The sequence below is a fragment of the Bacillaceae bacterium S4-13-56 genome (assembly GCA_040191315.1).
Taxonomy (GTDB): Bacteria; Bacillota; Bacilli; order Bacillales; family JAWJLM01; genus JAWJLM01.
In genome coordinates this window covers 1-20,970 of sequence record JAWJLM010000073.1, presented here as the reverse complement: position 1 = coordinate 20,970, position 20,970 = coordinate 1, and the positions used below count along the sequence as shown (strand labels likewise).

Annotated in this window: 20 protein-coding genes, 1 tRNA gene, 1 other RNA gene, 3 pseudogenes and 2 other annotated features; of the genes and pseudogenes, 18 read left to right on the top strand and 7 right to left on the bottom strand. The window is 36.6% G+C overall.

Features of this window, described 5'->3' with window-relative positions:
- Positions 1–107 precede the first annotated feature (107 nt).
- Together RZN25_15340 and RZN25_15335 are read left to right on the top strand one after the other, a co-directional pair.
- The gene (locus tag RZN25_15340; GenBank protein MEQ6378185.1) at positions 108–953 is read left to right on the top strand and encodes a hypothetical protein; all 846 of its coding nucleotides are present in this window, start codon (positions 108–110) and stop codon (positions 951–953) included.
- Positions 954–2,020: 1,067 nt separating this feature from the next.
- A complete protein-coding gene (locus RZN25_15335; protein ID MEQ6378184.1) occupies positions 2,021–2,179 on the top strand; it encodes a hypothetical protein in 159 nt (52 codons plus the stop codon).
- A gap of 254 nt (positions 2,180–2,433) precedes the next feature.
- Here the strand turns inward: RZN25_15335 and RZN25_15330 are convergent.
- A pseudogene (locus RZN25_15330) lies at positions 2,434–2,750 on the bottom strand (tyrosine-type recombinase/integrase).
- A gap of 549 nt (positions 2,751–3,299) precedes the next feature.
- Positions 3,300–4,738 (bottom strand): annotated as a pseudogene (locus tag RZN25_15325) (IS66 family transposase).
- On the opposite strand from RZN25_15325, the pseudogene RZN25_15320 reads away from it, so the two are divergent.
- From RZN25_15320 to proI, 5 genes and pseudogenes are all read left to right on the top strand, one after another.
- Positions 4,707–4,832 (top strand): annotated as a pseudogene (locus RZN25_15320) (hypothetical protein). The pseudogenes RZN25_15325 and RZN25_15320 sit on opposite strands and share 32 nt — an antisense overlap.
- A 751-nt stretch (positions 4,833–5,583) precedes the next feature.
- Positions 5,584–5,646 (top strand) — tRNA-Leu (locus RZN25_15315).
- A 134-nt stretch (positions 5,647–5,780) separates the two neighbouring features.
- Positions 5,781–5,876: a YjcZ family sporulation protein gene (locus RZN25_15310; GenBank protein ID MEQ6378183.1), complete on the top strand. Its 96-nt coding sequence runs from the start codon at positions 5,781–5,783 to the stop codon at positions 5,874–5,876.
- A gap of 47 nt (positions 5,877–5,923) precedes the next feature.
- Positions 5,924–6,070 (top strand): YjcZ family sporulation protein, encoded by a 147-nt coding sequence (locus tag RZN25_15305; protein ID MEQ6378182.1) that lies wholly within the window; start codon positions 5,924–5,926, stop codon positions 6,068–6,070.
- Positions 6,071–6,191: 121 nt separating this feature from the next.
- Positions 6,192–6,404 (top strand) — a binding site (T-box leader).
- A 53-nt stretch (positions 6,405–6,457) separates the two neighbouring features.
- Positions 6,458–7,288, top strand: a complete 831-nt coding sequence (proI, locus tag RZN25_15300) for a pyrroline-5-carboxylate reductase ProI (GenBank protein ID MEQ6378181.1) — start codon at positions 6,458–6,460, stop codon at positions 7,286–7,288.
- Between the two features lie 30 nt (positions 7,289–7,318).
- Here the strand turns inward: proI and RZN25_15295 are convergent, their stop codons facing one another.
- The gene (locus RZN25_15295) at positions 7,319–7,753 is read right to left on the bottom strand and encodes a YndM family protein (protein ID MEQ6378180.1); all 435 of its coding nucleotides are present in this window, start codon (positions 7,751–7,753) and stop codon (positions 7,319–7,321) included.
- A gap of 239 nt (positions 7,754–7,992) precedes the next feature.
- Here RZN25_15295 and RZN25_15290 point away from each other — a divergent pair, with 239 nt between their 5' ends.
- Positions 7,993–8,190 (top strand): cold-shock protein, encoded by a 198-nt coding sequence (locus RZN25_15290; GenBank protein ID MEQ6378179.1) that lies wholly within the window; start codon positions 7,993–7,995, stop codon positions 8,188–8,190.
- Positions 8,191–8,286: 96 nt separating this feature from the next.
- On the opposite strand, the gene RZN25_15285 is transcribed toward RZN25_15290, so the two are convergent.
- The gene (locus RZN25_15285; GenBank protein MEQ6378178.1) at positions 8,287–8,727 is read right to left on the bottom strand and encodes a YueI family protein; all 441 of its coding nucleotides are present in this window, start codon (positions 8,725–8,727) and stop codon (positions 8,287–8,289) included.
- Positions 8,728–8,940: 213 nt separating this feature from the next.
- Between RZN25_15285 and acsA the strand changes: the two genes are divergently transcribed.
- Complete coding sequence (gene acsA / locus RZN25_15280) at positions 8,941–10,653, top strand: acetate--CoA ligase (protein MEQ6378177.1); 1,713 nt, start codon at positions 8,941–8,943, stop codon at positions 10,651–10,653.
- Between the two features lie 628 nt (positions 10,654–11,281).
- Positions 11,282–12,049, top strand: a complete 768-nt coding sequence (locus RZN25_15275) for a DUF3891 family protein (protein MEQ6378176.1) — start codon at positions 11,282–11,284, stop codon at positions 12,047–12,049.
- Here the strand turns inward: RZN25_15275 and RZN25_15270 are convergent.
- A complete protein-coding gene (locus tag RZN25_15270) occupies positions 12,046–12,357 on the bottom strand; it encodes a hypothetical protein (GenBank protein MEQ6378175.1) in 312 nt (103 codons plus the stop codon). The two genes, RZN25_15275 and RZN25_15270, sit on opposite strands and share 4 nt — an antisense overlap.
- A gap of 155 nt (positions 12,358–12,512) precedes the next feature.
- Between RZN25_15270 and RZN25_15265 the strand changes: the two genes are divergently transcribed.
- The gene (locus RZN25_15265; protein ID MEQ6378174.1) at positions 12,513–13,211 is read left to right on the top strand and encodes a GNAT family N-acetyltransferase; all 699 of its coding nucleotides are present in this window, start codon (positions 12,513–12,515) and stop codon (positions 13,209–13,211) included.
- Between the two features lie 32 nt (positions 13,212–13,243).
- Here RZN25_15265 and RZN25_15260 read toward each other — a convergent pair whose 3' ends face one another.
- Together RZN25_15260 and RZN25_15255 are read right to left on the bottom strand one after the other, a co-directional pair.
- Entirely contained in the window at positions 13,244–14,245 is a 1,002-nt protein-coding gene (locus RZN25_15260; protein ID MEQ6378173.1) for a tryptophan--tRNA ligase, read from the bottom strand.
- Between the two features lie 44 nt (positions 14,246–14,289).
- Positions 14,290–14,535, bottom strand: a binding site (T-box leader).
- 57 nt (positions 14,536–14,592) lie between these two features.
- Complete coding sequence (locus tag RZN25_15255) at positions 14,593–15,882, bottom strand: glycoside hydrolase family 18 protein (protein ID MEQ6378172.1); 1,290 nt, start codon at positions 15,880–15,882, stop codon at positions 14,593–14,595.
- Between the two features lie 107 nt (positions 15,883–15,989).
- On the opposite strand from RZN25_15255, the gene tadA reads away from it, so the two are divergent.
- From tadA to RZN25_15220, 7 genes are all read left to right on the top strand, one after another.
- Positions 15,990–16,475 (top strand): tRNA adenosine(34) deaminase TadA, encoded by a 486-nt coding sequence (tadA, locus tag RZN25_15250; GenBank protein ID MEQ6378171.1) that lies wholly within the window; start codon positions 15,990–15,992, stop codon positions 16,473–16,475.
- Positions 16,476–16,561: 86 nt separating this feature from the next.
- Positions 16,562–16,826, top strand: an RNA gene (ffs, locus tag RZN25_15245) — signal recognition particle sRNA large type.
- A 147-nt stretch (positions 16,827–16,973) separates the two neighbouring features.
- Positions 16,974–18,662, top strand: coding sequence for a DNA polymerase III subunit gamma/tau (dnaX, locus tag RZN25_15240; GenBank protein ID MEQ6378170.1), 1,689 nt, complete (start codon positions 16,974–16,976; stop codon positions 18,660–18,662).
- 23 nt (positions 18,663–18,685) lie between these two features.
- A complete protein-coding gene (locus RZN25_15235; GenBank protein ID MEQ6378169.1) occupies positions 18,686–19,009 on the top strand; it encodes a YbaB/EbfC family nucleoid-associated protein in 324 nt (107 codons plus the stop codon).
- 11 nt (positions 19,010–19,020) lie between these two features.
- Positions 19,021–19,617 (top strand): recombination mediator RecR, encoded by a 597-nt coding sequence (gene recR, locus RZN25_15230; protein MEQ6378168.1) that lies wholly within the window; start codon positions 19,021–19,023, stop codon positions 19,615–19,617.
- Positions 19,618–19,635: 18 nt separating this feature from the next.
- Positions 19,636–19,848 (top strand): YaaL family protein, encoded by a 213-nt coding sequence (locus RZN25_15225; protein ID MEQ6378167.1) that lies wholly within the window; start codon positions 19,636–19,638, stop codon positions 19,846–19,848.
- A 305-nt stretch (positions 19,849–20,153) separates the two neighbouring features.
- Complete coding sequence (locus tag RZN25_15220) at positions 20,154–20,417, top strand: pro-sigmaK processing inhibitor BofA family protein (protein ID MEQ6378166.1); 264 nt, start codon at positions 20,154–20,156, stop codon at positions 20,415–20,417.
- Positions 20,418–20,970 lie beyond the last annotated feature (553 nt).

The window sequence follows — 20,970 nt, the reverse complement described above, 5'->3', positions numbered from 1 at the left end:
TTATAAACTACTGGGGGACTTTTAAATGACTATCGTGGCCCACTTTTAGATTACTATATACATATAGTGAAGGATCGAATGAAAGAATTGGATATACCATAAGCGACATGGTAAGTAAAGTAAACGATAATAAAAGTACTGTACACACGGTATTGTATATTGTAGAAGATGTGTATGATATAAATGATAATTATAAAACTACTAGGGTAATTTATTCTGCCTACCATAAGAATAAAAAGAGCGGAAAAACCCTTGAGAAAGAAGTTATTAAAGAGGTCACAAAAGATAAAGTACCTTCAGGGAAATTTAATGTTGAAAAGTTTGTTAATGATACAAACCAGCCAAATTCAAAGCCTTTTAAAGAAGGAACAGATAATTACGAGGCAGATTTAAATAATCAAAAAAGCCCAGATTCATTACTGAGTATTTCTTCTACTGTGGATTCTTCTGGGGCTTATGATAATTATTACAATAAATACTCTGATAATACATTTAGAGTACAGGCGCTTGGAGCAGCACAAGGATATTATCTACGGTACGATGCTTCGTTATCTAGTGATCTAAATAGACAATCTTATCAGAGATTTAAAAATCTAATCGACAACTATGAACAGGCAGTTATTGTAAATATGAATTATAATACTTTACCGGATGATGTATCTAATTGGGCAGGAAATATTAGCATTTTTACAACGATAGGAACTTATGGTGGGAAGATACTAAAAGGGCCTACAGGCTGGGTAAAGGGATCCAATTATTTATCATATTCCCACATGTTTACCCAATTGGTTAGGTTTACATCTGAAGCGTATGCAAACGGAACTAGACTATCGGCAAGTTTTTATGCGGCAGAATATTTGAGTGACGCCAGTACTATGTTAACATATGGAGGCGCAAACTTTGAAAATTATGAATACTCTAGCGTGAAAGGTTATGGATATTATGGTTTTTAGTTCAAAAGGTTATCCTTAGGATAACCTTTTTCTACTTAACCATAAATTATTCAAACGTTAATAAGTTGTCAAGCAGTACTCTGGTTAACATGAAAAGATTATTTAATCATAGATGTGTGATAACTATAGAAATAAATGTAAATAGAGGTTCTATTTTGAAATTTGAATTTATAATCTTCCTCTTAACTTTATTTCTAATTTTAGGGTGTTCAGATACAAATAATAATAAAAATTATAAAGTCAACTAAAATACAGAAGAAAAAGAATTAATAGAAGTTTTTACAGCAAAAACTGTATCATAAGAAGTAGGGAAATATAAATTAGTGAATTCTCATACTATTATTTCTGGTATTGGTAGTAATATACAAGTTGAGGCTAAAGTCAATGAAGATACCTTTGGTGAAGAGGGGAGTTATATTTAAACTCGTTTGCTACACTCATCAACTCAAAATGGAGATGAAGAAAAAATATATGAATAAACCTATGACTATTTTATTAACAAATAAAAATCCAGGAAACGTGACAATGAAAAAAGAAGTAAACACTAAGGAAAAAGAAGATGTGAAGAAACACATTTTTTATATATTTAAAACTGAATTTTGATTTTATCGCAAATCTTTTTTACTATCTAAGAAGTGTTAACTCTCATTCCAATTATTGATTTATAGGTTATCATCTCCTTCCACTATGGAAAAGATGTTGAATTATAAAGGATTCCCTCAGTGCTATTGATTAGCATAAAACCTCATGTGAATGTTGTATTTAATCTGGTTCATAAGCTGCCTGAAAAACTAAGACTTACAGCATGATACCAGAGGATCTAAGCATAATTCAATCGAGAAATGATGTAACAGACTTAAAGGAGTACATCAATATCATTTGGGAAGTAAGAGATTTTTAATTGTTCAATATAACTTAATCATCTACTAATTTTTTAATCTAAGATTTTTTAAAATGCTTCAGCACATTATTATTGAAAAGACTGTACGTTATTATAAAAGTTACACAAGCCTACTGGAATTACCTTATTTAGAATTTAAATATATTATAAAAGAGGAGGAATGGTCTTGCTAAAAGACAATGAACAAGAACAACCACCAAATAAAGCAGAAAATGAAGATAAAGAACCAATAACACAAAAAGAATTTCTTGATGGATGTGTTGGCTGCTCTTCTCTTGGATGTTTACCAATTGCAGCAGTATTCATTGCATTAATAGTATTTTAATTTGATTTGAGGTCCCTAGTATAGAAAATAGATTCAAATAAATAAGAAGACCACTGTTTTCATAGTAAAATAGAAGTACCTATCATAGAACTCCCAATTTACTAATCCCTCACAAGGAGTGAAAACAATGGTCAATTAATTATTGAATCATATTCAAGGTAAAATTGGAAGTCGGTGGGCAGAATTTGTCCGTAAACCGGGTTACAGTTCAATCGGCTATAAGGTACCTTATTTCATAATGATTAAAATATAACTTAAAAGTATTTTCTATAAAATTCTTGTCTCAACTTTCCACTGAGCTGAGCATAGATACGAGTAGTTTCACTCTTTTCATATGTCCATGTAAACTTTGTATCACATCAAGTGGAGCTACATTATTAAGTAAATGAGTTGCATAACTAAGCCTTAATTGATGAGGGTGAATTGTTTTATCTATACCAGCCCGTTTGGATATCCGTTTAAAAACATACCTCATCTGGGCAATGCTCATTCAATGAGGTATACGTTCCGTAACAAAAATAGCTGAACCTTGATCTGTTCGTTTTTAAATATAACGTTTTAACCAAATGTTGAGTATTGCGGACAGTTTGAGCCAGTAATTGCGGAAGGGAGACCCATTAGCAATGTTCTGCCATAATTAGCGCAGATACTGTAGTCCGCCACCATTGACTTAACTTTTGTCCGTGTTGAGGAACAATCGCAGGACCGCAATAAATAAAGCCAATAGGCACACCTGCTCAAATATGATAACACGGACAATCCGGTTCTAAGCATTCGCTGGTGGAGCCCCGCCCCTTGTATCAGACATCGATTCGTATGCACCATCGTGATATACAAATTTAATAAAACTTTCGTTAGAATAAGTCATCAGTACGGCAAGGTCAAAGCATACACATAACATCTTCTTATACGAGTATCCATCAGATTGTGAATTTACTTTATTTTCATTAATGTTAACAAAGTCAGCAAAAAAATCGGGGTTTTGGTTCATGTTTAATTTATAATATAAGATAGCTGTATCACCTAAAATACTTTTAGATAATGCTCTGAAATGACTCTTTATTTCCATGTATATATTATTTGGATTCTCTAAGTGTAAGCGTCAAATAAACCCCACCTGTTAATCTCTCCAATCAGATGGGGTTTCGTTTATGCTATCTTTAGTTTTATTTGGTATGCGACATTCCTCCGGAATGGTAGGTGACCAGGGATGAAGTTCATCAAGTTTCTCTTTATCTTTTATATCGATGTTTGGAAGCTTTTCAAACAGATATTTTAAATAGTTAAATGGATTTAAACCATTTTCTTTGGCTGTTTCCACTATACTATAAATGATGGCGCTGGATCTTGCTCCCTTTGAGGTATTGCTGAAAATCCAATTTTTCCTCCCAATCACGAAGGGCTTAATCGAACGCTCACCTCTATTGTTATCGATCTCCAAACGTCCATCTTTTAAAAATGCCTCTAGCTTATCCCATTGGTTACGGCAATATTTAATAGCTTCACCTAATGCACTTTTAGGTAACACCCTAGGAGTCTGTTCACGAAGCCATGCTGAAAAAGCCTCCTTTATTGGTTGGCTGTATTCAAGACGTTCCTCGTAACGCTCTTTTGGGCTAACATCTTTAAGTTTTCGTTCGATTTCGAAAAGCTGGTTACAGAATGCAAGGCTTCCTTTGCTTTCACATGAGTAGTTTTAGCGGATTCTGGAAGAGCTGTTAAGGCATCCGTAAATTTCCGACGAGCATGAGCCCAACAACCGACTAAGGTTACATCGGGAATCCCATTGTAACCAGCATATCCATCTACATGTAGATATCCTTGGAAACCTTCCAAAAATCGTCTTGGATGTTTTGCTGCTCGAGTAGGTTGATAATCGTACAAGATAATGGATGGTCCCATTCGTCCAGTACGGTAAAGCCACATATAGGATTTTGAAGTAGCTGGTCTTCCGGGTTCTGAAAGAACTTGCAGCGTTGTCTCATCCGCATGCAAAATATCCTGATTTAATAGATGTTTATGCATCTGATCACAGAGGGGACTAAGCCAGGTATTTGAACCATAGATAATCCAATTGGATAGTGTTTGACGAGAGATAGAAATCCCAAAACGCTCCAAATGTTTTTCTTGGCGGTACAATGGCATACTTTCTACATATTTTTGTGTCATTGTATAGGCCATTGCCGATGGGGATGCTAAACTCCCTGGAAAAACAGAAGCTGGCATTTTAGCTGTCGCAATAGGTGTCTCTACTTCTTGGCGTTCACAGTGACGACAGCTATAGACATAGCGAACATGTTTCTTTACTTTTACTTGAGCTGGAATAACTTCAATTTCTTTTTGTACTTCCGTACTCATTTCATGTAAGGCTCCACCGCAACACGAACAAACCTGTTCCTCAGAAGGCAAACGATATTCAATCGTTTCCGTAGGAAGGTTTTCAAGTTTTTGTTCACGCTGACCAAGGTGCTTCTTGCGTTTATATGTAATCGTTTCAATAGTTGGTTCTTCAACCTTTGAATTAGCTGTGTCCTCGGCTTCATTGAAAAGAGAAAGTTGGCAAAAGGAAGCGTTAGAGGCTAAACTATAATGGTATGAGGAGCAATTTCGATTAAGCCAGCAACGCCGATTTGGCTCATCTAGTGAAAAAACAGATCCGGACCATTTCACTTTTCGGTGCGCTCTTTATAATATTCAATTGAGTCTTGTTCTGAAAAAGATACTACCCCAATGAATATTAGTAATCGCCAACTTCGTTGGCTTTTAGATGGATTACCGCTTGAGCAAAAACAAGCACATCCAGAAGTGAAAGCTCGAATTATTTTATAAAAATAAATCTATCAAAAATCAAGGATCCGACTAGTCAAGCCGGGTTCTTTTTCGTATACTCATTGTATGAAAACTACAGAGAAAACATCAGATTTACGAAAATCCATTGATGGATTAGCAGTCATTGTAAAGGAATGCTTTGAATTTGATCATTTCTCTCCTTGCTTATTTGTCTTTTGTAACCGAAAACGGGATAAACTAAAAATTCTTCAATGGGAGCATAATGGTTTTTGGCTCCATTACCGAAGGTTAGAAAGAGGTACCTTTCACTGGCCTTGCATTTGATTTATTAACTGAATTAATGTTTGTTTTACTTCTTTTGTTTTTAAATCCGTTCCAGTAAATTCATACATTATGAACCCCCTTTTTTACTACGCAGTACAACCATACTATGCAGTAAAAGATGATTGACCACTCAGACGGAAATTAACACTAAAATCCTCATTCGTCGGTAAAAATAAGTTGGTGGCAAATTGGGGACAAAACGTACAAATTTCCTAAAAACAACTTGTTATAACTAAATGCAAAAATTACAAAAAATTATTATATCAACAAGTTATAATATAACCTAACTAGACCTAATAAGTGCAGTCGGTTTCCTAAACCGCAGGTCGGAGGTTCAATTCCTCTCGAGGCCGCTAATAAAAGTAGTAGATCTTTGATGATCTACTGCTTTTTTTACTGAAATAAGAAAAAATTCAGCAAGTGTCCTAAACACTTTGACTACCTTTTACATAGGTTATTATTGAACATGATTTGGAGGTGATCCTTGATGAGTGGAGCTGCAGGTTATGGAGCAGGTTTTGCTTTAATTGTAGTTCTATTTATTCTCCTTATTATTGTGGGAGCCTCAGGTTGGGCTTGGTAAAATTCCAACTTAAGTAGAATCAAAATTTTAAAAGGAGGTTTTTATTCATGGGCTTCGGATATGGCTATGGAGCAGGCTATGGAGCAGGCTGTGGATACGGTGGAGGTTACTATGGAGGTGGCTACGGCGGTGGCTTTGCTTTAATCGTCGTACTATTCATCCTTCTAATCATCGTAGGTGCTGCTTGGTTCTAAAATGAAACAAATGAGAAGAGAGTGCTTCAACGGGCACTCTCTTCTCATATTATCATATTTTTGAAAATTCTTGACATTTCTTAAATTTCTCTGCATAATACTAAAAACAACATATTTATATGAATAAGCAATGAAGAGACCAGTAAATCATACTTGGGCTAAAGAGAGTGGAATTCACCGGCTGAAAGATTCCACAGTCAAAAGGTGGTTGAAACCTATCTTGGAGCTGTCAAGCAAACTTGAACGCCAACCGAGCGTTATCGGGAAAGAGGATATTCAATTTGAATATCAAGTAAGGTGGTACCGCGGATATAACCCCATTTCCGTCCTTTTGTTTAGGACGAAAATGGGGTTTTTGTATTTTAAATAAGATAGGAGGCTAGAAGAATGTTTCAAAAGGTTGCATTTATTGGTGCGGGTTCAATGGCAGAGGCAATGATTAGTGGAATACTAGCAAAGGAGTTCCTGAACCCCGCTCAACTATTTATTACCAATCGTGATAATAAAGAAAGACTAGAACGATTAGAAAAAAGCTACCAAGTACATTGTTCTAGTGAAAAAGAGGAAGTAGTCCGTGATGCGAATGTCATTATCCTATCTATGAAGCCAAAAGATGTAGTTGATGCCATACAAGATATAAAACCATATATTACAGCAGATCAACTCATTATCTCTGTTTTAGCTGGGGTTTCAACTGATTATTTATCCAATGAATTAGGAGAAAATGTGGCAGTAGTAAGAGCCATGCCGAATACATCGGCAATGATTGGGTTTTCCGCAACAGCCATTTCTCCAGGGAAATTTGCAAATGAAAACCATGTAGAACAGGCAGTGTCTTTATTTCAAACAATTGGCACTACAGTTGTTGTTGAAGAAAGCGACTTGCATACCATCACTGGATTATCTGGAAGTGGTCCGGCTTATATTTATTATTTTGTTGAGGCTATGGAAAGAGCGGCTCAGGAGGCGGGATTAAAACAAGAAGTGGCTAAAGATTTAATTATTCAAACTTTAGTTGGAGCTGCTGAAATGTTGAAAATTTCTGAGGATCATCCATCAGTATTAAGGCAAAAAATAACTAGTCCTGGAGGGACTACTCAAGCGGGTCTAGAAACGTTAGAACAATATAAGTATCAAGAAGGTATTATCTCCTGTATTAAGAGAGCAACACAACGCTCTATAGAGTTAGGAAGTCCTTATCAAAGTTCTGTAAAATAAAAAGGAGGCGAAACGCCTCCTTCCTTTTAATTATTTATCATCAAGAAAATCATCATCAAATTCTTCAGCGAATTCTGTTTGAAATTCATGTCTATTCATAATGCGGCGTTCAGATCTCTCATCCTCTAAAATATTCTTTTTCATATAGCGGTGGAAGAATATTTCACCAATAGCTACAAATCCAGCTCCAATTAGTGATGCACTTATTTCAGGGACAATTAATCCATAAGATTCAATTAATAACCATAACGTAAAAAAACTTAGACCAAAGTCGGACAAAGTTGCTATTCCATTTCCTAATGGAGGTAAAACTAAAAGATCACCTACAATATAAGCAATTCCAGTAATTACTAAGCTCATTGTGAAGATTTCTCCAAAGTCAACTCCGTAAATGAGCCCTAAAGATAACCATAAGGCCCCTGTTACAATTACTAATTTAATGAGAAGCGCCTTGATATGCTTCATTATTTTTTCCTCCTTTTAAGTCTTAGAATATCCATTCCTTTAAAAAATATAAAATCATTCTGATACTCGTTAATTTTTTTCTTTCCTTTTATTTGGATACATGCTATACTTACTAGGCTATAGTTGTTCGATTATGAATCACGAAGAGATAGCTAGGAGTTAGTTAGTTCGTCTTGAATGAGTATGAAGAGCAAAAATAGGAATACAATGTGGATAAAATCCACGCAGGAGGAATTTTCATGGTACAAGGTAAAGTAAAATGGTTTAATGCAGAAAAAGGTTTCGGTTTTATTGAAGTAGAAGGACAAGACGATGTATTCGTTCATTTCTCAGCTATTCAAGGCGACGGTTTCAAAACATTAGAAGAAGGCCAAACAGTTTCTTTTGAAATCGAGCAAGGTCAACGCGGACCACAAGCTGCTAACGTTCAAAAATAATAACGAAACATATTCAGGCTCCTAACCAATTGGTTAGGAGCCTTTTTATCATAAGAATCATAAAAATTTTTTAATCCTTTTTTAATTTTTCTAATGTTAGCGGAAAAGAGAGGAAATCCAATTGGATAAGGAAGAAGAGCTTGATCCTTCTTTTTCCTTTTTTTGGGCACTACTTGAACTTAATTCTATTTTCTCTCTGTTTATAGCATAATCTACTGCTAGTACAGCACCATACTTTGAATCGGCCTCTTGATTAAAGATGGTAGTATGTTGAATCTTATGTTTAGAGGCTAATTTAATATACTTCATTAAGTAGTTATTACTTACTTCCCCATTTAACAGTAGTTTAGCATTTGGGTTATTTTTCATTTCTATTTGCAACTCTGACAACCCTTTTTGTTTTATAACTTGACCTCTCGATAAGGTCAAGACTACCCTTTCCCTTATAGTACCAAGATATTCTCTGCGTTCATCAGGTTTAATTTCTTTGGCTCCATAGATTCCTTCTTGAATATAATCTTCTATCTTTTTATCCATATAATCTCTCCTACAAATAATTTTCCTAAGGTTATCATACCCTTTTTTAATTTTTGAAGTATATTGCTTTAAAAAAGGAAGGGAATCTTATACAATAGGGATTAAATTAATAAAATATTTAAAACATTAATAAAATTCTATGAATAACCATAGAAATAAAAAAAACGACGCTTGTGGTGAAAGCGTTAACAAAAATTTAGATGGGGTGAAAGAATGGAAACCAAAACAATTCCAGCAAGACAAGGGGAATACAATCTTAAAAATTATGAAGAGGAGAGAAAGAATTTTCAGTGGGATCAAGTGAAAGATGTATTTTCTTGGAGTAAGACAGGTAAAGTAAACGCTGCTTATGAAGCTATTGATCGTCATGCTGAAAATCCATCTAAGCAAAATCAAATAGCTCTTCATTATTCGGCTCCTGGACGTGAAGAAAAATTAACATTTTTAGAGTTAAAAGAAAAGAGTAATCAATTTGCAAATGTTTTGAAATCCTATGGGATAAATAAAGGAGACCGTGTCTTCCTTTTCATGCCAAGAAGTCCGGAGTTTTATGCTTCCTTTTTAGGAATTTTGAAGGTTGGGGCTATTGCTGGACCTTTGTTTGAAGCATTTATGGAACAAGCTGTAAAAGATCGTTTGCAAGATAGTGAAGCTGCCATGTTAATTACAACTCCTGATCTATTAGAACGTGTTCCTTTAGAAGAGCTTCCTGATTTAAAACAGGTCGTTCTAGTTGGAGAGGGAAAGCCAGAAGGAACTTTTATTGATTTTGAAATGGAAATGGAAAAAGCTTCGAAAGATTTTGATATTGAATGGGTTGACCTTGAAGATGGGATGCTTCTGCATTATACTTCTGGTTCCACTGGTAAACCTAAAGGTGTTTATCATGTTCATAATGCTATGATTCAGCATTATCAAACTGGTAAATGGGCTTTAGATTTAAAAGATGATGATATCTACTGGTGTACTGCTGATCCAGGCTGGGTTACAGGAACAAGTTATGGGATTTTTGCTCCTTGGTTAAATGGGGTTACAAATGTTATTAGAGGAGGACGTTTTACTCCTGAAGATTGGTATGCAACTATAGAAAAAAATAAGGTTACTGTCTGGTACTCCGCTCCAACTGCTTTCCGAAAAATTATGAGTGCAGGTAAGGAAGTTGCAGATCAATTTGATTTATCCTCTTTACGTCATGTACTTAGTGTTGGTGAGCCATTAAATCCAGAAGTAATTACATGGGGAATAAAGGCATTTGACAAACGAATTCATGATTCATGGTGGATGACAGAGACAGGAGCTATGCTAATCAGCAATTATCCAGTGATGGATATAAGACCTGGATCTATGGGGAAACCAATTCCAGGGGTTGAGGCTTCCATTGTGGATAATGAAGGAAATGAGCTAGCTCCTTATCAGATGGGTAATCTAGCCATTAAAAAAGGTTGGCCATCCATGATGAGAGCAATTTGGAAGAACCCAGCAAAATTTGAAAGCTACTTCCTTAAGGATTGGTATGTTTCTGGAGATAGCGCGTACATGGATGAAGATGGATACTTCTGGTTCCAAGGTCGTTTAGATGATGTTATTAATACATCAGGAGAACGAGTAGGTCCATTTGAAGTAGAAAGTAAATTAATTGAGCATCCAGCCGTTGGGGAGGCAGGGGTTATTGGCAAACCAGATCCAGAACGCGGTGAAATAATAAAAGCATTTATTACTCTTCGTGATGGGTATGAGCCTTCTGACGAATTACTAGAAGATATTCGTCTATTTGTTAGAAATGGATTAAGTGCGCATGCTGCTCCAAGAGAAATTGAAATTAAGGATAAAATTCCCAAAACTCGAAGTGGTAAAATTATGAGAAGACTCTTGAAGTCATGGGAGTTGAATTTACCAACTGGAGATGTATCTACGTTGGAAGACTAAGGAAATCGGAAAAGTGCTATCTTTTTGATGATAGCACTTTTTTAACAGATAGGAAAGTATAAAACTTTCCTAACTGCATAAGTGCAACTAAGCCATTCGCCACAACGGCTTGGCGAATGCCAAGTTTTCTAACAAAATAAGAAAGTATAAAATTTGTCTAGCTCCAGCGCCCTATCGACTAGAGTCGGTTCCCTCCTCTCCATCGATAAGTCAACATCGATTCACTTCGTGAACCGTGTTTCCTTTATCTCGGAGGATCGTAGGCTAAAACCGCCACATCGTGTGGCAACGCCTACGTGACCCACATCCTGTGGGCCTCACCGCCTTACGTCGATGATCGAGGGCGCTTGCGCTTTTCTTATAGTATCAACTATTTATAAGTTGTAGAATCTGTCAGGCTTTAGCGAAAAAGCTTCATTCGAGTCATCATCTTAGTATTCGCCCCAAATATCGCACTAAGGAAAGCTACTGAGAGCTTCTTCATGAGAACAAGTGATTTTCTTGTTTCGAAGGGCGCCTGCGGTTTTTATATGTGATTTTTTTCTTAAGAGAAGTCCTATTTGCAGGGATTTCTCTTGCCCATTCATAATATAAATAAGTAAGAAAGATGTGAATGGGGGGAATTGTGATGATTGTAACAGAAAAAGAACAATCCTTTATTATGGTTGAACAACATCAGCATGCTCTATTGTCTGGAGAATTTGTAAAAGCTTGGGAAGCGGATTTCTTTCCTATGGAGGAATGGCGCTTATTTGTAGAGTACGCCATTTTTCAACATGACCGTGCATGGATTTTATTAGATCGATATCCAAAATGGAATGAAGTAGAACAAAATCCCTATTCGTTTTTAAATTATCCCTTGGAGGATAGGATTCGCCACTATCAATTAGGGATTGATGAAGTAGAAGAAGAATCCATTTATGCAGCTATTTTGTGCAACTTACACTACACTTCTTTTTTCAATCGGGATTCAAATGATCCTGCAATTAAAGGATTCCTTCAAAGTGAAAAGATAAGGAGAATTCGGCTTAGTCAAATGCTTTCCATAGATTGCGATAGTAAATATGTAAAGGAACATTTGGATATTCTACAATTCTGTGATGATTTATCCTTATTCATTTGTATGACAGATTTAACCTCTAACGTAAAGGAGAATGTTCCTTGGTTTGCAAATGGTTTTAAACAATCCTTTCCTTTTACACAACAAAAAATAAGGGCTGATTGGATTGCTGAAAATGAGATTGCTCTATCTCCCTCCCCCTTTAAGGGGAATGTTACCATAGAGGTACCCTATAAGGAAGTTAGTAAAATCACCATAGAAAAATTAGGGTTAAAAAAGGCATGGGCAGGAACAGATACCCAAACCTTATCAATCATTATACGTTCGATGAATTAATCAATCACGAATTGATCTAAAATCCAGCACAAAATAGTTGTAACAACAATTCCCATGGTCAACCCATTGAAAATTACATCACCAAAGTCTTGGGGGTCCTGATTTATGGACAAAAATAAGATCAGTATCAGTACTAAACTACTTCCGAATTGTATGATGAATGATAGAGATTTTGACTGGGGAGAAGTAGTGAATTTATCTGAAATATAGGAAAGAGGCACACACCAAATAAAACTAAGGGGAAGAATAAAGATTGAAACAACCATGATCCCAGTCATCCATGTGCGGATAGAGAATTCTACCGCCAAAAATCATCCCTACTAGGGACACCAAAAGAACAGATACCAAGAACGTAATAAGAGCAATAAGCATTTTCCACAGAAACATAAGGTTCGCTCCATTCGTTATGAATTATCTTTATTAAAAGTGTTTTTCATTATTATGAATAGGCAGGGACAAAGTAATGGAGAAAAAAGTTACATGGCTACAAGGGGAAGATTATATAACGATAGAAGAAAGGGAAGAGCTTAACCAAACAGAGTGGTCACAAATTATCCATAAGGTAGAGAGTAAACCTTTTCCAAAAAAGAGATTCGTATTGTTTGAACCGGTTTCCAGCTTTAAAAAGGAAGACCTTATCGAGCACAAATATTCATTTATTAAAAGAAGGGTTTTGGTAAAAAGGGAGTTGGAGCCTTTCTCTACGACTCATAGATTTTCTTTTTCCTTTGAGGGATTAAAAAGAATGGGAGTTTCTTCTTTTATAGAATATTGGAATCGCGTAATAGAAGAATCCCCGTACCAAAAGCAAAATGTTGAACAAGAATGGAGGAATCTCCAACTAGAGCTTGGAGAAGATTACGCTAAAGGTTGCTTTGCCATTTTCAAAGGTGATGATGCCATTGGAGTAGTTATTCTGCATATTGAGCCCGGCACGCAAGAAGAAGGAAGGATCTATTTTTGGGGGTTGTTTACGGAATACCGAGGAAAAGGATGGGCCGCTCCTATTCATGAACAGGCATTATACATGTTAAAGTCGCATTTTCATGCAAAAGAATATGTTGGCTGTACAGATGAAGACCACCTGGCCATGTTAAAGGTTTTTGAGGAAAATGAATGTTGGGTACAAAGCAAAATAGCTATTTATGAAAAAGGAGGATAGGCTACTAATGGTAGGAATCCTCCTTTTTCCCTTCAGAATCTAGAAATGCCGATTTTATTACGAATTTCTTGTAAAAATGGATTAGCTAAATTGCGTGCTTTTTCTGCTCCTTCTTGCAGGATTAAATCTAGTTTTTTAGGATTGTTCATAAGCTCGTTATATCGTTCTCTAGGCTTTTGTAAAAAAGCATTCATGACCTCGAATAATTCCTGCTTAGCTTCGCCCCATCCTATTCCTTCTTCATATCTTTTTCTCATTTCTTGTATTTGATTATGATTTGCAAATTCTTTATATAAAGAAAAAATTGTAGATGTATCAGGATCCTTAGGCTCATTAGGTGCTGAAGAGTCCGTTTTAAGTTTATTAATTAATTTTCTTAATTGTTTTGGCTCCTCAAATAGTGGAATGGTATTATTGTAACTTTTGCTCATTTTTCTACCATCTAGTCCAGGTAAGACAGCTGTTTCTTCCTCAATTTTATATTCAGGAAGAATGAATGTTTCCCCATAATTCTTGTTAAATGCATCGGCAAGGTCTCTAGCAATTTCCACATGCTGAACTTGATCCTTCCCCACAGGGACAATCTGAGTATGAAACAAAAGAATATCAGCAGCCATTAAAACTGGATAAGTAAATAACCCTATATTCACACCCTCATCCACTTCTTTCTCTTGCTGCACATTTTGGTCTACGATTCCTTTATAAGCATGAGCACGGTTCATTAATCCTTTTGGAGAAAAACAGGATAAAATCCAAGTTAGCTCAAAAATTTCAGGTATATCTGATTGTTTATAAAAAATAGCTTGGTTCGGATCTAATCCAAGGGCCAACCATGTAGCTGCAATTCCATAAGATAATTCTCGCAGTTCCTTTGGATCGTGAATCTTGGTTAAACCGTGATAATCAGCAATAAAGTAAATAGGCTGATGTTCAGGGTTCTTTGCTAGATCAAGTGCTGGCTTTATCGCGCCAATATAGTTTCCTAAATGAATACGACCTGTTGGCTTGATCCCTGTCAATACAGTCTTTTTCATCATAATCCTCCTTTTTTGAGCATATAAAAAGGGTTCCTCATCCTAAAAAGGACGAGAAACCCGTGGTGCCACCTTCATTCGTTTATATAAATAAACGCTCTTTTCATACGGAAGTCTATTGCTTCGATATGTGGTCTCTTTTATCGGTAAGACAATCCGCAGTAACCTACTTTCATGTTCAGCTCTGTAGCTCAGAAGCCCATTCACTTTATCTCTTCCACTGATTTTCACCAACCATCAGCTCTCTGTAAGAACAAGAAAAAGCTACTCTTCTTCATCATAGCTATGCAATATTTATTTTTTCTTATTCTAAGGTAGATACTTGGAAAAATCAAGAAGTAAATTTTCTATCTGATTTTATCAATGATAAATTGATCCTGAATTAATAACCAATTCTGCGGGAAGGCCAAACCAAGCTTCCAATAGCTGACTCCACGTAAGTTTAATTCTTTTACAAGATCAAATTTTGCTTGAATAGAGCGAGCATCTTCAAACCATACCTCATGCTCTTTTCCTGCATTATCCGTATACTTGAAAAATGGAGCTTGCGCGCCTTCATCATATTGAATAGAAACATTGTTATCATAAGCTAGTTTTATCGCCTGTTGTGGACTTAGAGCCTTTGCATATTCTCCTCCTGGTTCGTATGGTAGTGTCCAATCATAACCGTATAAATTTTGCCCAAGGAAAATTTTTTCGGCTGGCATTTCTGTTAAGGCATACTCAACAACTTCTCTCACGGGATCGATTGGCGAAACAGCCATCGCTGGTCCCCCACTATATCCCCACTCATACGTCATTAAAACCACAAAATCTACAATCTCACCATGAGCTCCATAGTCATGTGCTGTGTACCAAGCCCCTTCTTGTTCTGCACTTGTTTTAGGAGCAAGGGCAGTTGAAATTTGAAGACCTGCTTCTTTCAGGCGAGCTTTTGCTTTGCGCAAAAAAGAATTATAATTTTCCTTTAACTCAGGTGGTAAAAATTCCATATCAAAGTGCACATCTCGATAACCGACCGATTTTGCGGTTGAAATAATATTGGAAAGTAACTTATCTTGAACATTTTCATCGGTAAGTATGATTCGGCCTAATTCGGCACTAAACTGTCCCTCTTCAATGTTCGTTACAACAAGCATCAATGCCGTATTATTTTGTTCAGCTATCTGCGCAAACTGATTTAATGGTGGGGCAGTTAGACTTCCATCTCGATTAATTCGATAATTAAAAGGGGCTAAATAGGTGAGTAATGGTGTTGCATCCCTTGCTGCTGTTTCTAAGGATTGACTAACGGAACCACCCCGTGGCTCTGCATAAGCATTAAATTGTTTTCTGACCTTTTCTATAGGTGGAATATATAAACGCATTCCTGCATTTAAAGGAGCATTTGGTGATATATTATTAATCCTTGCAAGCTCCTGATAGGATATTCCAAATCTTTGACCAATTTCGTAAAGAGAATCTCCCGGTTGAACAAAATAAAAACGACCTGTAATTGGAATAACTAGCGCCTGACCAACAACTAACTGCTCTGGGTTCTCTAATTCATTTGCTCTCACTATATTTTCAACAGAGGCATTGAATGTTTGTGAGATTTGATAAATAGAATCCCCAGGCTGTACAACGTAAATTTGCACAGACGTACCTCCTTTATGATTTGCTCTTTTCATCGTATGATAAGATGTAATGATGTATGCCTGTATAATTAGGGGGGCAAGCCCAATTTCATAAAAAGTAGGGATCTATTTTGGATGATGTTTTTTATATGAAAGAAGCTATGAATGAAGCAAAAAAGGCTGGAGAAATGGGGGAAGTCCCTATTGGAGCGGTTCTTGTTAAAAATGGGGAGATCATTGCTAGGGGTTTTAATCATCGTGAGAAGGATCAACTAGCAACAGCCCATGCAGAAATGATTGTGATTGAAAAAGGAAATCAAGAAGTAGGGAGCTGGAGACTTGAGGATTGCACCCTATATGTTACTTTGGAACCTTGTCCAATGTGTGCCGGAGCTATCGTTCAATCGCGAATTCCAAGGGTTGTATTTGGTGCAAGTGATCCAAAGGCAGGCTGTACAGGGACGTTAATGAACCTCCTCCAAGAACCGAGATTTAATCATCAGTCCGAGGTAGTAGGAGGGATTCTTGAAGAAGAGTGTAGCTTATTACTTTCTAATTTTTTTCGAGATCTAAGAGAAAGAAAGAAGGTAAAAAAAACAAATAACAGAAATTAACAGCTGTCTTCCATTGATTTTTTGGACAGAACTCGTTATACTTGGAATTGCACATTACGATGTGCCTAACTTTATTAGTAGGTTTGCCGTGCTAAGCGGGGAGGTAGCGGTGCCCTGTACTCGCAATCCGCTGTAGCGGGGCTGAATTCCCTTTCGAGGTGTACAGCTTTAAGGTCTGCCGTAAGTAAGTGGTGTTGACGCTCGGGTCCTGCGCAATGGGAACCCGTGAACCCTGTCAGGTCCGGAAGGAAGCAGCAGTAAGCGGTCATTCTCGTGTGCCGCGGGGTTGCCTGGGTCGAGCCACGAGCTTACGTAACGCTTAGGGTTGTAACATCAACAGAGGGTGCACGGCATTTAATTATAATAAATGACAAGCAGATTCATTCGTTTTGAGTGGATCTGCTTTTATTTTTAGTGAGTTTTTCTATGCGCCGAGGTTCACATTCGGTCTGACATTCAGTTATAATGGGATAGAATCGAAAAAAGGAGAATGGGAAAATGAGCTATCAAGCCCTGTATCGTGTCTGGCGCCCACAAATCTTCTCAGATGTAGTCGGACAAACTCATATCACAAGAACATTAAAGAATGCCCTTTACCAGCAAAAGTTTTCCCATGCGTACTTATTTTCAGGACCAAGAGGAACGGGAAAAACAAGTGCGGCTAAGATTTTTTCGAAAGCTGTAAACTGTGAAAGAGCCCCTGTAAAGGAACCTTGTAATGAATGTGATTCTTGTCGAGGAATTCAAGATGGATCGATCTCTGATGTAATTGAAATAGATGCTGCATCTAATAATGGTGTGGAACAAATTCGTGACATTCGAGATAAGGTGAAATATGCCCCGAGCTCAGTTCCATATAAGGTATATATCATTGATGAGGTCCACATGCTTTCTATAGGTGCTTTTAATGCTCTATTGAAAACATTAGAAGAACCGCCTAAGCATGTGATTTTTATATTAGCAACAACAGAGCCTCATAAAATTCCATTGACCATCATTTCTCGATGTCAACGTTTTGACTTTAGAAGAATCACTCCTGAATCAATCGTTGGCCGCATGAAGACCATAATAGAAAATGAAAATATTCATGTTCAAGATGAGGCTCTTCATGCTGTTGCCCTCGCTGCGGAAGGTGGAATGAGGGATGCTTTGAGTATTTTAGATCAAGCTATTTCTTACAGTGAGGAAGAGGTTACACTTGAAGATGTTCTTGCCGTTACCGGTTCTGTTTCACAGAAGAGATTAACACAATTAGTTGATTCGCTTTTTCATAAAAATGCAAATCAAGCCCTGCAAACCGTTGATGAATTAATTCAATCTGGGAAAGATCCAGGAAGATTTGTTTTTGATATGATTTATTACTTACGCGATTTGCTACTATTTAAAAGTGCCCCTAATATAGAAGGTATATTAGATCGAGCAATCCCGGACGAAGAGTTTAAAACATTAGCACAAACTGTCAATGAAAATTGGATTCAACAGTCCATTACTGAGTTAAACCGATGTCAGCAAGAAATGAAATGGACACATTCTTCAAAGGTTTTTATTGAAATCTCTGTTTTAAACATTTGTAATCAAGAAAACCAACAGGAATCATTAGTGGATAGTCCAGCCATTGAAAAATTAGTTCTGAGGTTAAATGAATTAGAACAAGAGTTAACTAATCTTAAAACACAAGGGGTTATGTCTAACTCTGATACTCAAGAGCAGGAATCGAAACGAGTAACCCAAAGAGCACAACGAAGTCATTTCAAAGTACCTATGGAAAGGATTCGTCAAGTTTTACATCAAGCATCCAAACAGGAATTAAAGCATGTGGCAAGTCAGTGGGCTGCATTCATGGATAATCTAAAGCAAAATAGTCCCCCCGCACATGCAACCCTACTAAATAGCAAGCCAAGAGCAGCTTCTTCAGATACAGTGGTCATCTCTTTTAGATATGAAATCCATTGCTCACTTGCTATGGAGAATAAACCAACTATAGAAAGCTTGTTAGCCAAAGCAGTTGGTAAACAACTGTCTATAGTACCTGTTCCAGATGAAAAATGGGCAGAAATAAGAGAAGATTTCTTAAAGAATCAACAGTCTGATACCTCATCCAATGAGGAACCTCAACACGAAGATCCAATTATTGTTGAGGCTAGAAAATTGGTTGGAGAAGATTTATTAGAAATAAAAGATAGATAAAGTGAATAAAAGGAGGAATCGCTATGCGCGGTGGAATGGGAAATATGAATAATATGATGAAACAAATGCAAAAAATGCAAAAGAAAATGACAGATGCTCAAGAGGAACTTTATGCTATGACATTTGAAGCAACAGCTGGTGGAGGAATGGTTAAGGTTGTTGCAAATGGAAAAAAAGAGATTGTTGAAATTGAAATTAAAGAAGAAGTTGTTGATCCAGATGACGTCGAAATGTTACAGGATTTAATCCTTGCTGCTACGAATGAAGTGTTAACTCAAGTAGATACTAAAACTAATGATACAATGGGGCAATTTACGAAAGGCTTGAATATGCCTGGAATGTTCTAGGAGGCCACAACATGTATTATCCAGAACCTATATCAAAGCTGATTGACAGCTTTACAAAGCTGCCAGGAATCGGTCCGAAAACGGCTGTTCGCCTGGCTTTTTTTGTGTTAAATATGAAAGAAGACGATGTGTTGGATTTTGCTAAATCTCTCGTCAATGCAAAAAGAGAACTTTCCCATTGTACCGTTTGTGGGCATATCACAGATCGGGACCCATGTGCCATCTGCTCTGATGAAACACGTGATGACTCAATGATTTGTGTTGTCCAAGATCCCAAAGACGTTATTGCAATGGAAAAAATGAAGGAATTTCACGGAAAATATCATGTTTTACATGGTGCTATATCCCCTATGGATGGAATAGGTCCAGAGGATATCAATGTCCCTTCTTTAATACACAGGTTAAAGGATGAAAATATTAAGGAGCTTATCATGGCTACCAATCCTAACATTGAAGGAGAAGCAACGGCCATGTATATTTCTCGCTTGGTAAAGCCGTCGGGTATTCGTATTACGCGAATTGCTCACGGGTTACCAGTTGGTGGAGACCTTGAGTATGCAGACGAGGTAACTCTTTCGAAAGCCCTTGAAGGTCGTCGAGAATTTTAAATATAAGAAGGTGAAACCATGTTCGGAAGAAAAAAAGTCCAAGTAGAACATGAGAATGAAGAACTATTGACCATGATGCAAGCAAAAAAACAAGAGTGGATGTCAATTAAAAGAATACTTGATCAAAGTATTGAACCATCTGAAAAAGGTCAATACGATGAAGCGATTGCCAAATCAAAATACTTTTACTTGTTAAAAGAAGCGCGAGAACGACGTATTAATATGAATTAGTGTTATTTTTGCTAGAAACAGATGGGACAAACAATTTTAAATTGTACCAATCATTATTTTAGTTCATTTGCATACTCCGTATTTAGTTACGTGGTGAAGTTGTCATTAGCGCAATCACTTCACCTGGTGCGTAATTTTCTAAATCAAAAAGATGATTCCAATCCGCGGAATCATCTTTTATTCATTTGTAAGAGAATAACTTTTGTTAATACTTTGACTTAAATAAATTGGTTTTCTAATAAAAGTTGGAATGCTTTGGCTTGTCCTTTCATAAAGTGTAAAAAAAGGGACAAGGGGGGCTTGTTTTGTCACAGACTGCCATCATATCTACTATTATCGTATTAGTGCTTATTACTTTATTTGCTGGTGCATCATTTAAACCTGTCAAATGGATTGCTAATGGTGCAGTTAAGTTAGCTATAGGTGCACTGTTCTTGTTTTTCTTAAATATATTTGGGGCATCATTTGGAATTCATGTTCCTATTAATATCTTTACTTCGTTGATATCTGGTTTCCTTGGAGTTGCAGGAGTAGCGTCTCTTGTGTTCATACACATCTTCCTTCTATAAGTATAGATCTTAAAAGACTCATAATGATGAGTCTTTTTTTCAGATAAAGTATAAAATTTGTCTAGCTTCAGCGAAAAAGCTTCATCGAGTGATCTTCGAAGTTATTGCCCTGAGTAATCGCAGGAAGGAAAGCTACTTCGCAGAAACAAGTGCTTTTCTTGTTTCGAGGGGAAGCCTATTTAAATGATATTAAATTAATCTTTAATTGGCGGCTGTTTTAAAGGCCTTTAGGTCATACCCTTGGGTGCTAACAATCATTGGGGGACGGCCACTGATTGAAGTTTCACTTTATGATAATGTTAAGTGCGCAAGAAGGCTTCATTTTTATATAGGACAAGCAAGTTCTTATTTACCGAATATTTCCTGTGATAATCCTATTGCAATTGGGAATTTACTATGTTACATTAATAAATGTCGCTTCAAACGAATGCGATAAACAAAATAAACAACTTCAGAAAGTTGTTGACATGAAAAATCTTACATGGTATATTATTTGAGTCGCTAATTCGAAGCGATACCATTTGAACCTTGAAAACTAAATAAAACAACCTGT

Excerpts from the sequence above, each read along its gene's own strand:
- RZN25_15340 (MEQ6378185.1), top strand. The coding sequence starts at position 108 with ATGGTAAGTAAAGTAAACGATAATAAAAGTACTGTACACACGGTATTG.
- RZN25_15310 (MEQ6378183.1), top strand. The coding sequence starts at position 5,781 with ATGAGTGGAGCTGCAGGTTATGGAGCAGGTTTTGCTTTAATTGTAGTT.
- RZN25_15305 (MEQ6378182.1), top strand. The coding sequence starts at position 5,924 with ATGGGCTTCGGATATGGCTATGGAGCAGGCTATGGAGCAGGCTGTGGA.
- proI (MEQ6378181.1), top strand. The coding sequence starts at position 6,458 with ATGTTTCAAAAGGTTGCATTTATTGGTGCGGGTTCAATGGCAGAGGCA.
- RZN25_15295 (MEQ6378180.1), bottom strand. The coding sequence starts at position 7,753 with ATGAAGCATATCAAGGCGCTTCTCATTAAATTAGTAATTGTAACAGGG.
- RZN25_15290 (MEQ6378179.1), top strand. The coding sequence starts at position 7,993 with ATGGTACAAGGTAAAGTAAAATGGTTTAATGCAGAAAAAGGTTTCGGT.
- RZN25_15285 (MEQ6378178.1), bottom strand. The coding sequence starts at position 8,727 with ATGGATAAAAAGATAGAAGATTATATTCAAGAAGGAATCTATGGAGCC.
- acsA (MEQ6378177.1), top strand. The coding sequence starts at position 8,941 with ATGGAAACCAAAACAATTCCAGCAAGACAAGGGGAATACAATCTTAAA.
- RZN25_15275 (MEQ6378176.1), top strand. The coding sequence starts at position 11,282 with ATGATTGTAACAGAAAAAGAACAATCCTTTATTATGGTTGAACAACAT.
- RZN25_15265 (MEQ6378174.1), top strand. The coding sequence starts at position 12,513 with ATGGAGAAAAAAGTTACATGGCTACAAGGGGAAGATTATATAACGATA.
- RZN25_15260 (MEQ6378173.1), bottom strand. The coding sequence starts at position 14,245 with ATGAAAAAGACTGTATTGACAGGGATCAAGCCAACAGGTCGTATTCAT.
- dnaX (MEQ6378170.1), top strand. The coding sequence starts at position 16,974 with ATGAGCTATCAAGCCCTGTATCGTGTCTGGCGCCCACAAATCTTCTCA.
- RZN25_15235 (MEQ6378169.1), top strand. The coding sequence starts at position 18,686 with ATGCGCGGTGGAATGGGAAATATGAATAATATGATGAAACAAATGCAA.
- recR (MEQ6378168.1), top strand. The coding sequence starts at position 19,021 with ATGTATTATCCAGAACCTATATCAAAGCTGATTGACAGCTTTACAAAG.
- RZN25_15225 (MEQ6378167.1), top strand. The coding sequence starts at position 19,636 with ATGTTCGGAAGAAAAAAAGTCCAAGTAGAACATGAGAATGAAGAACTA.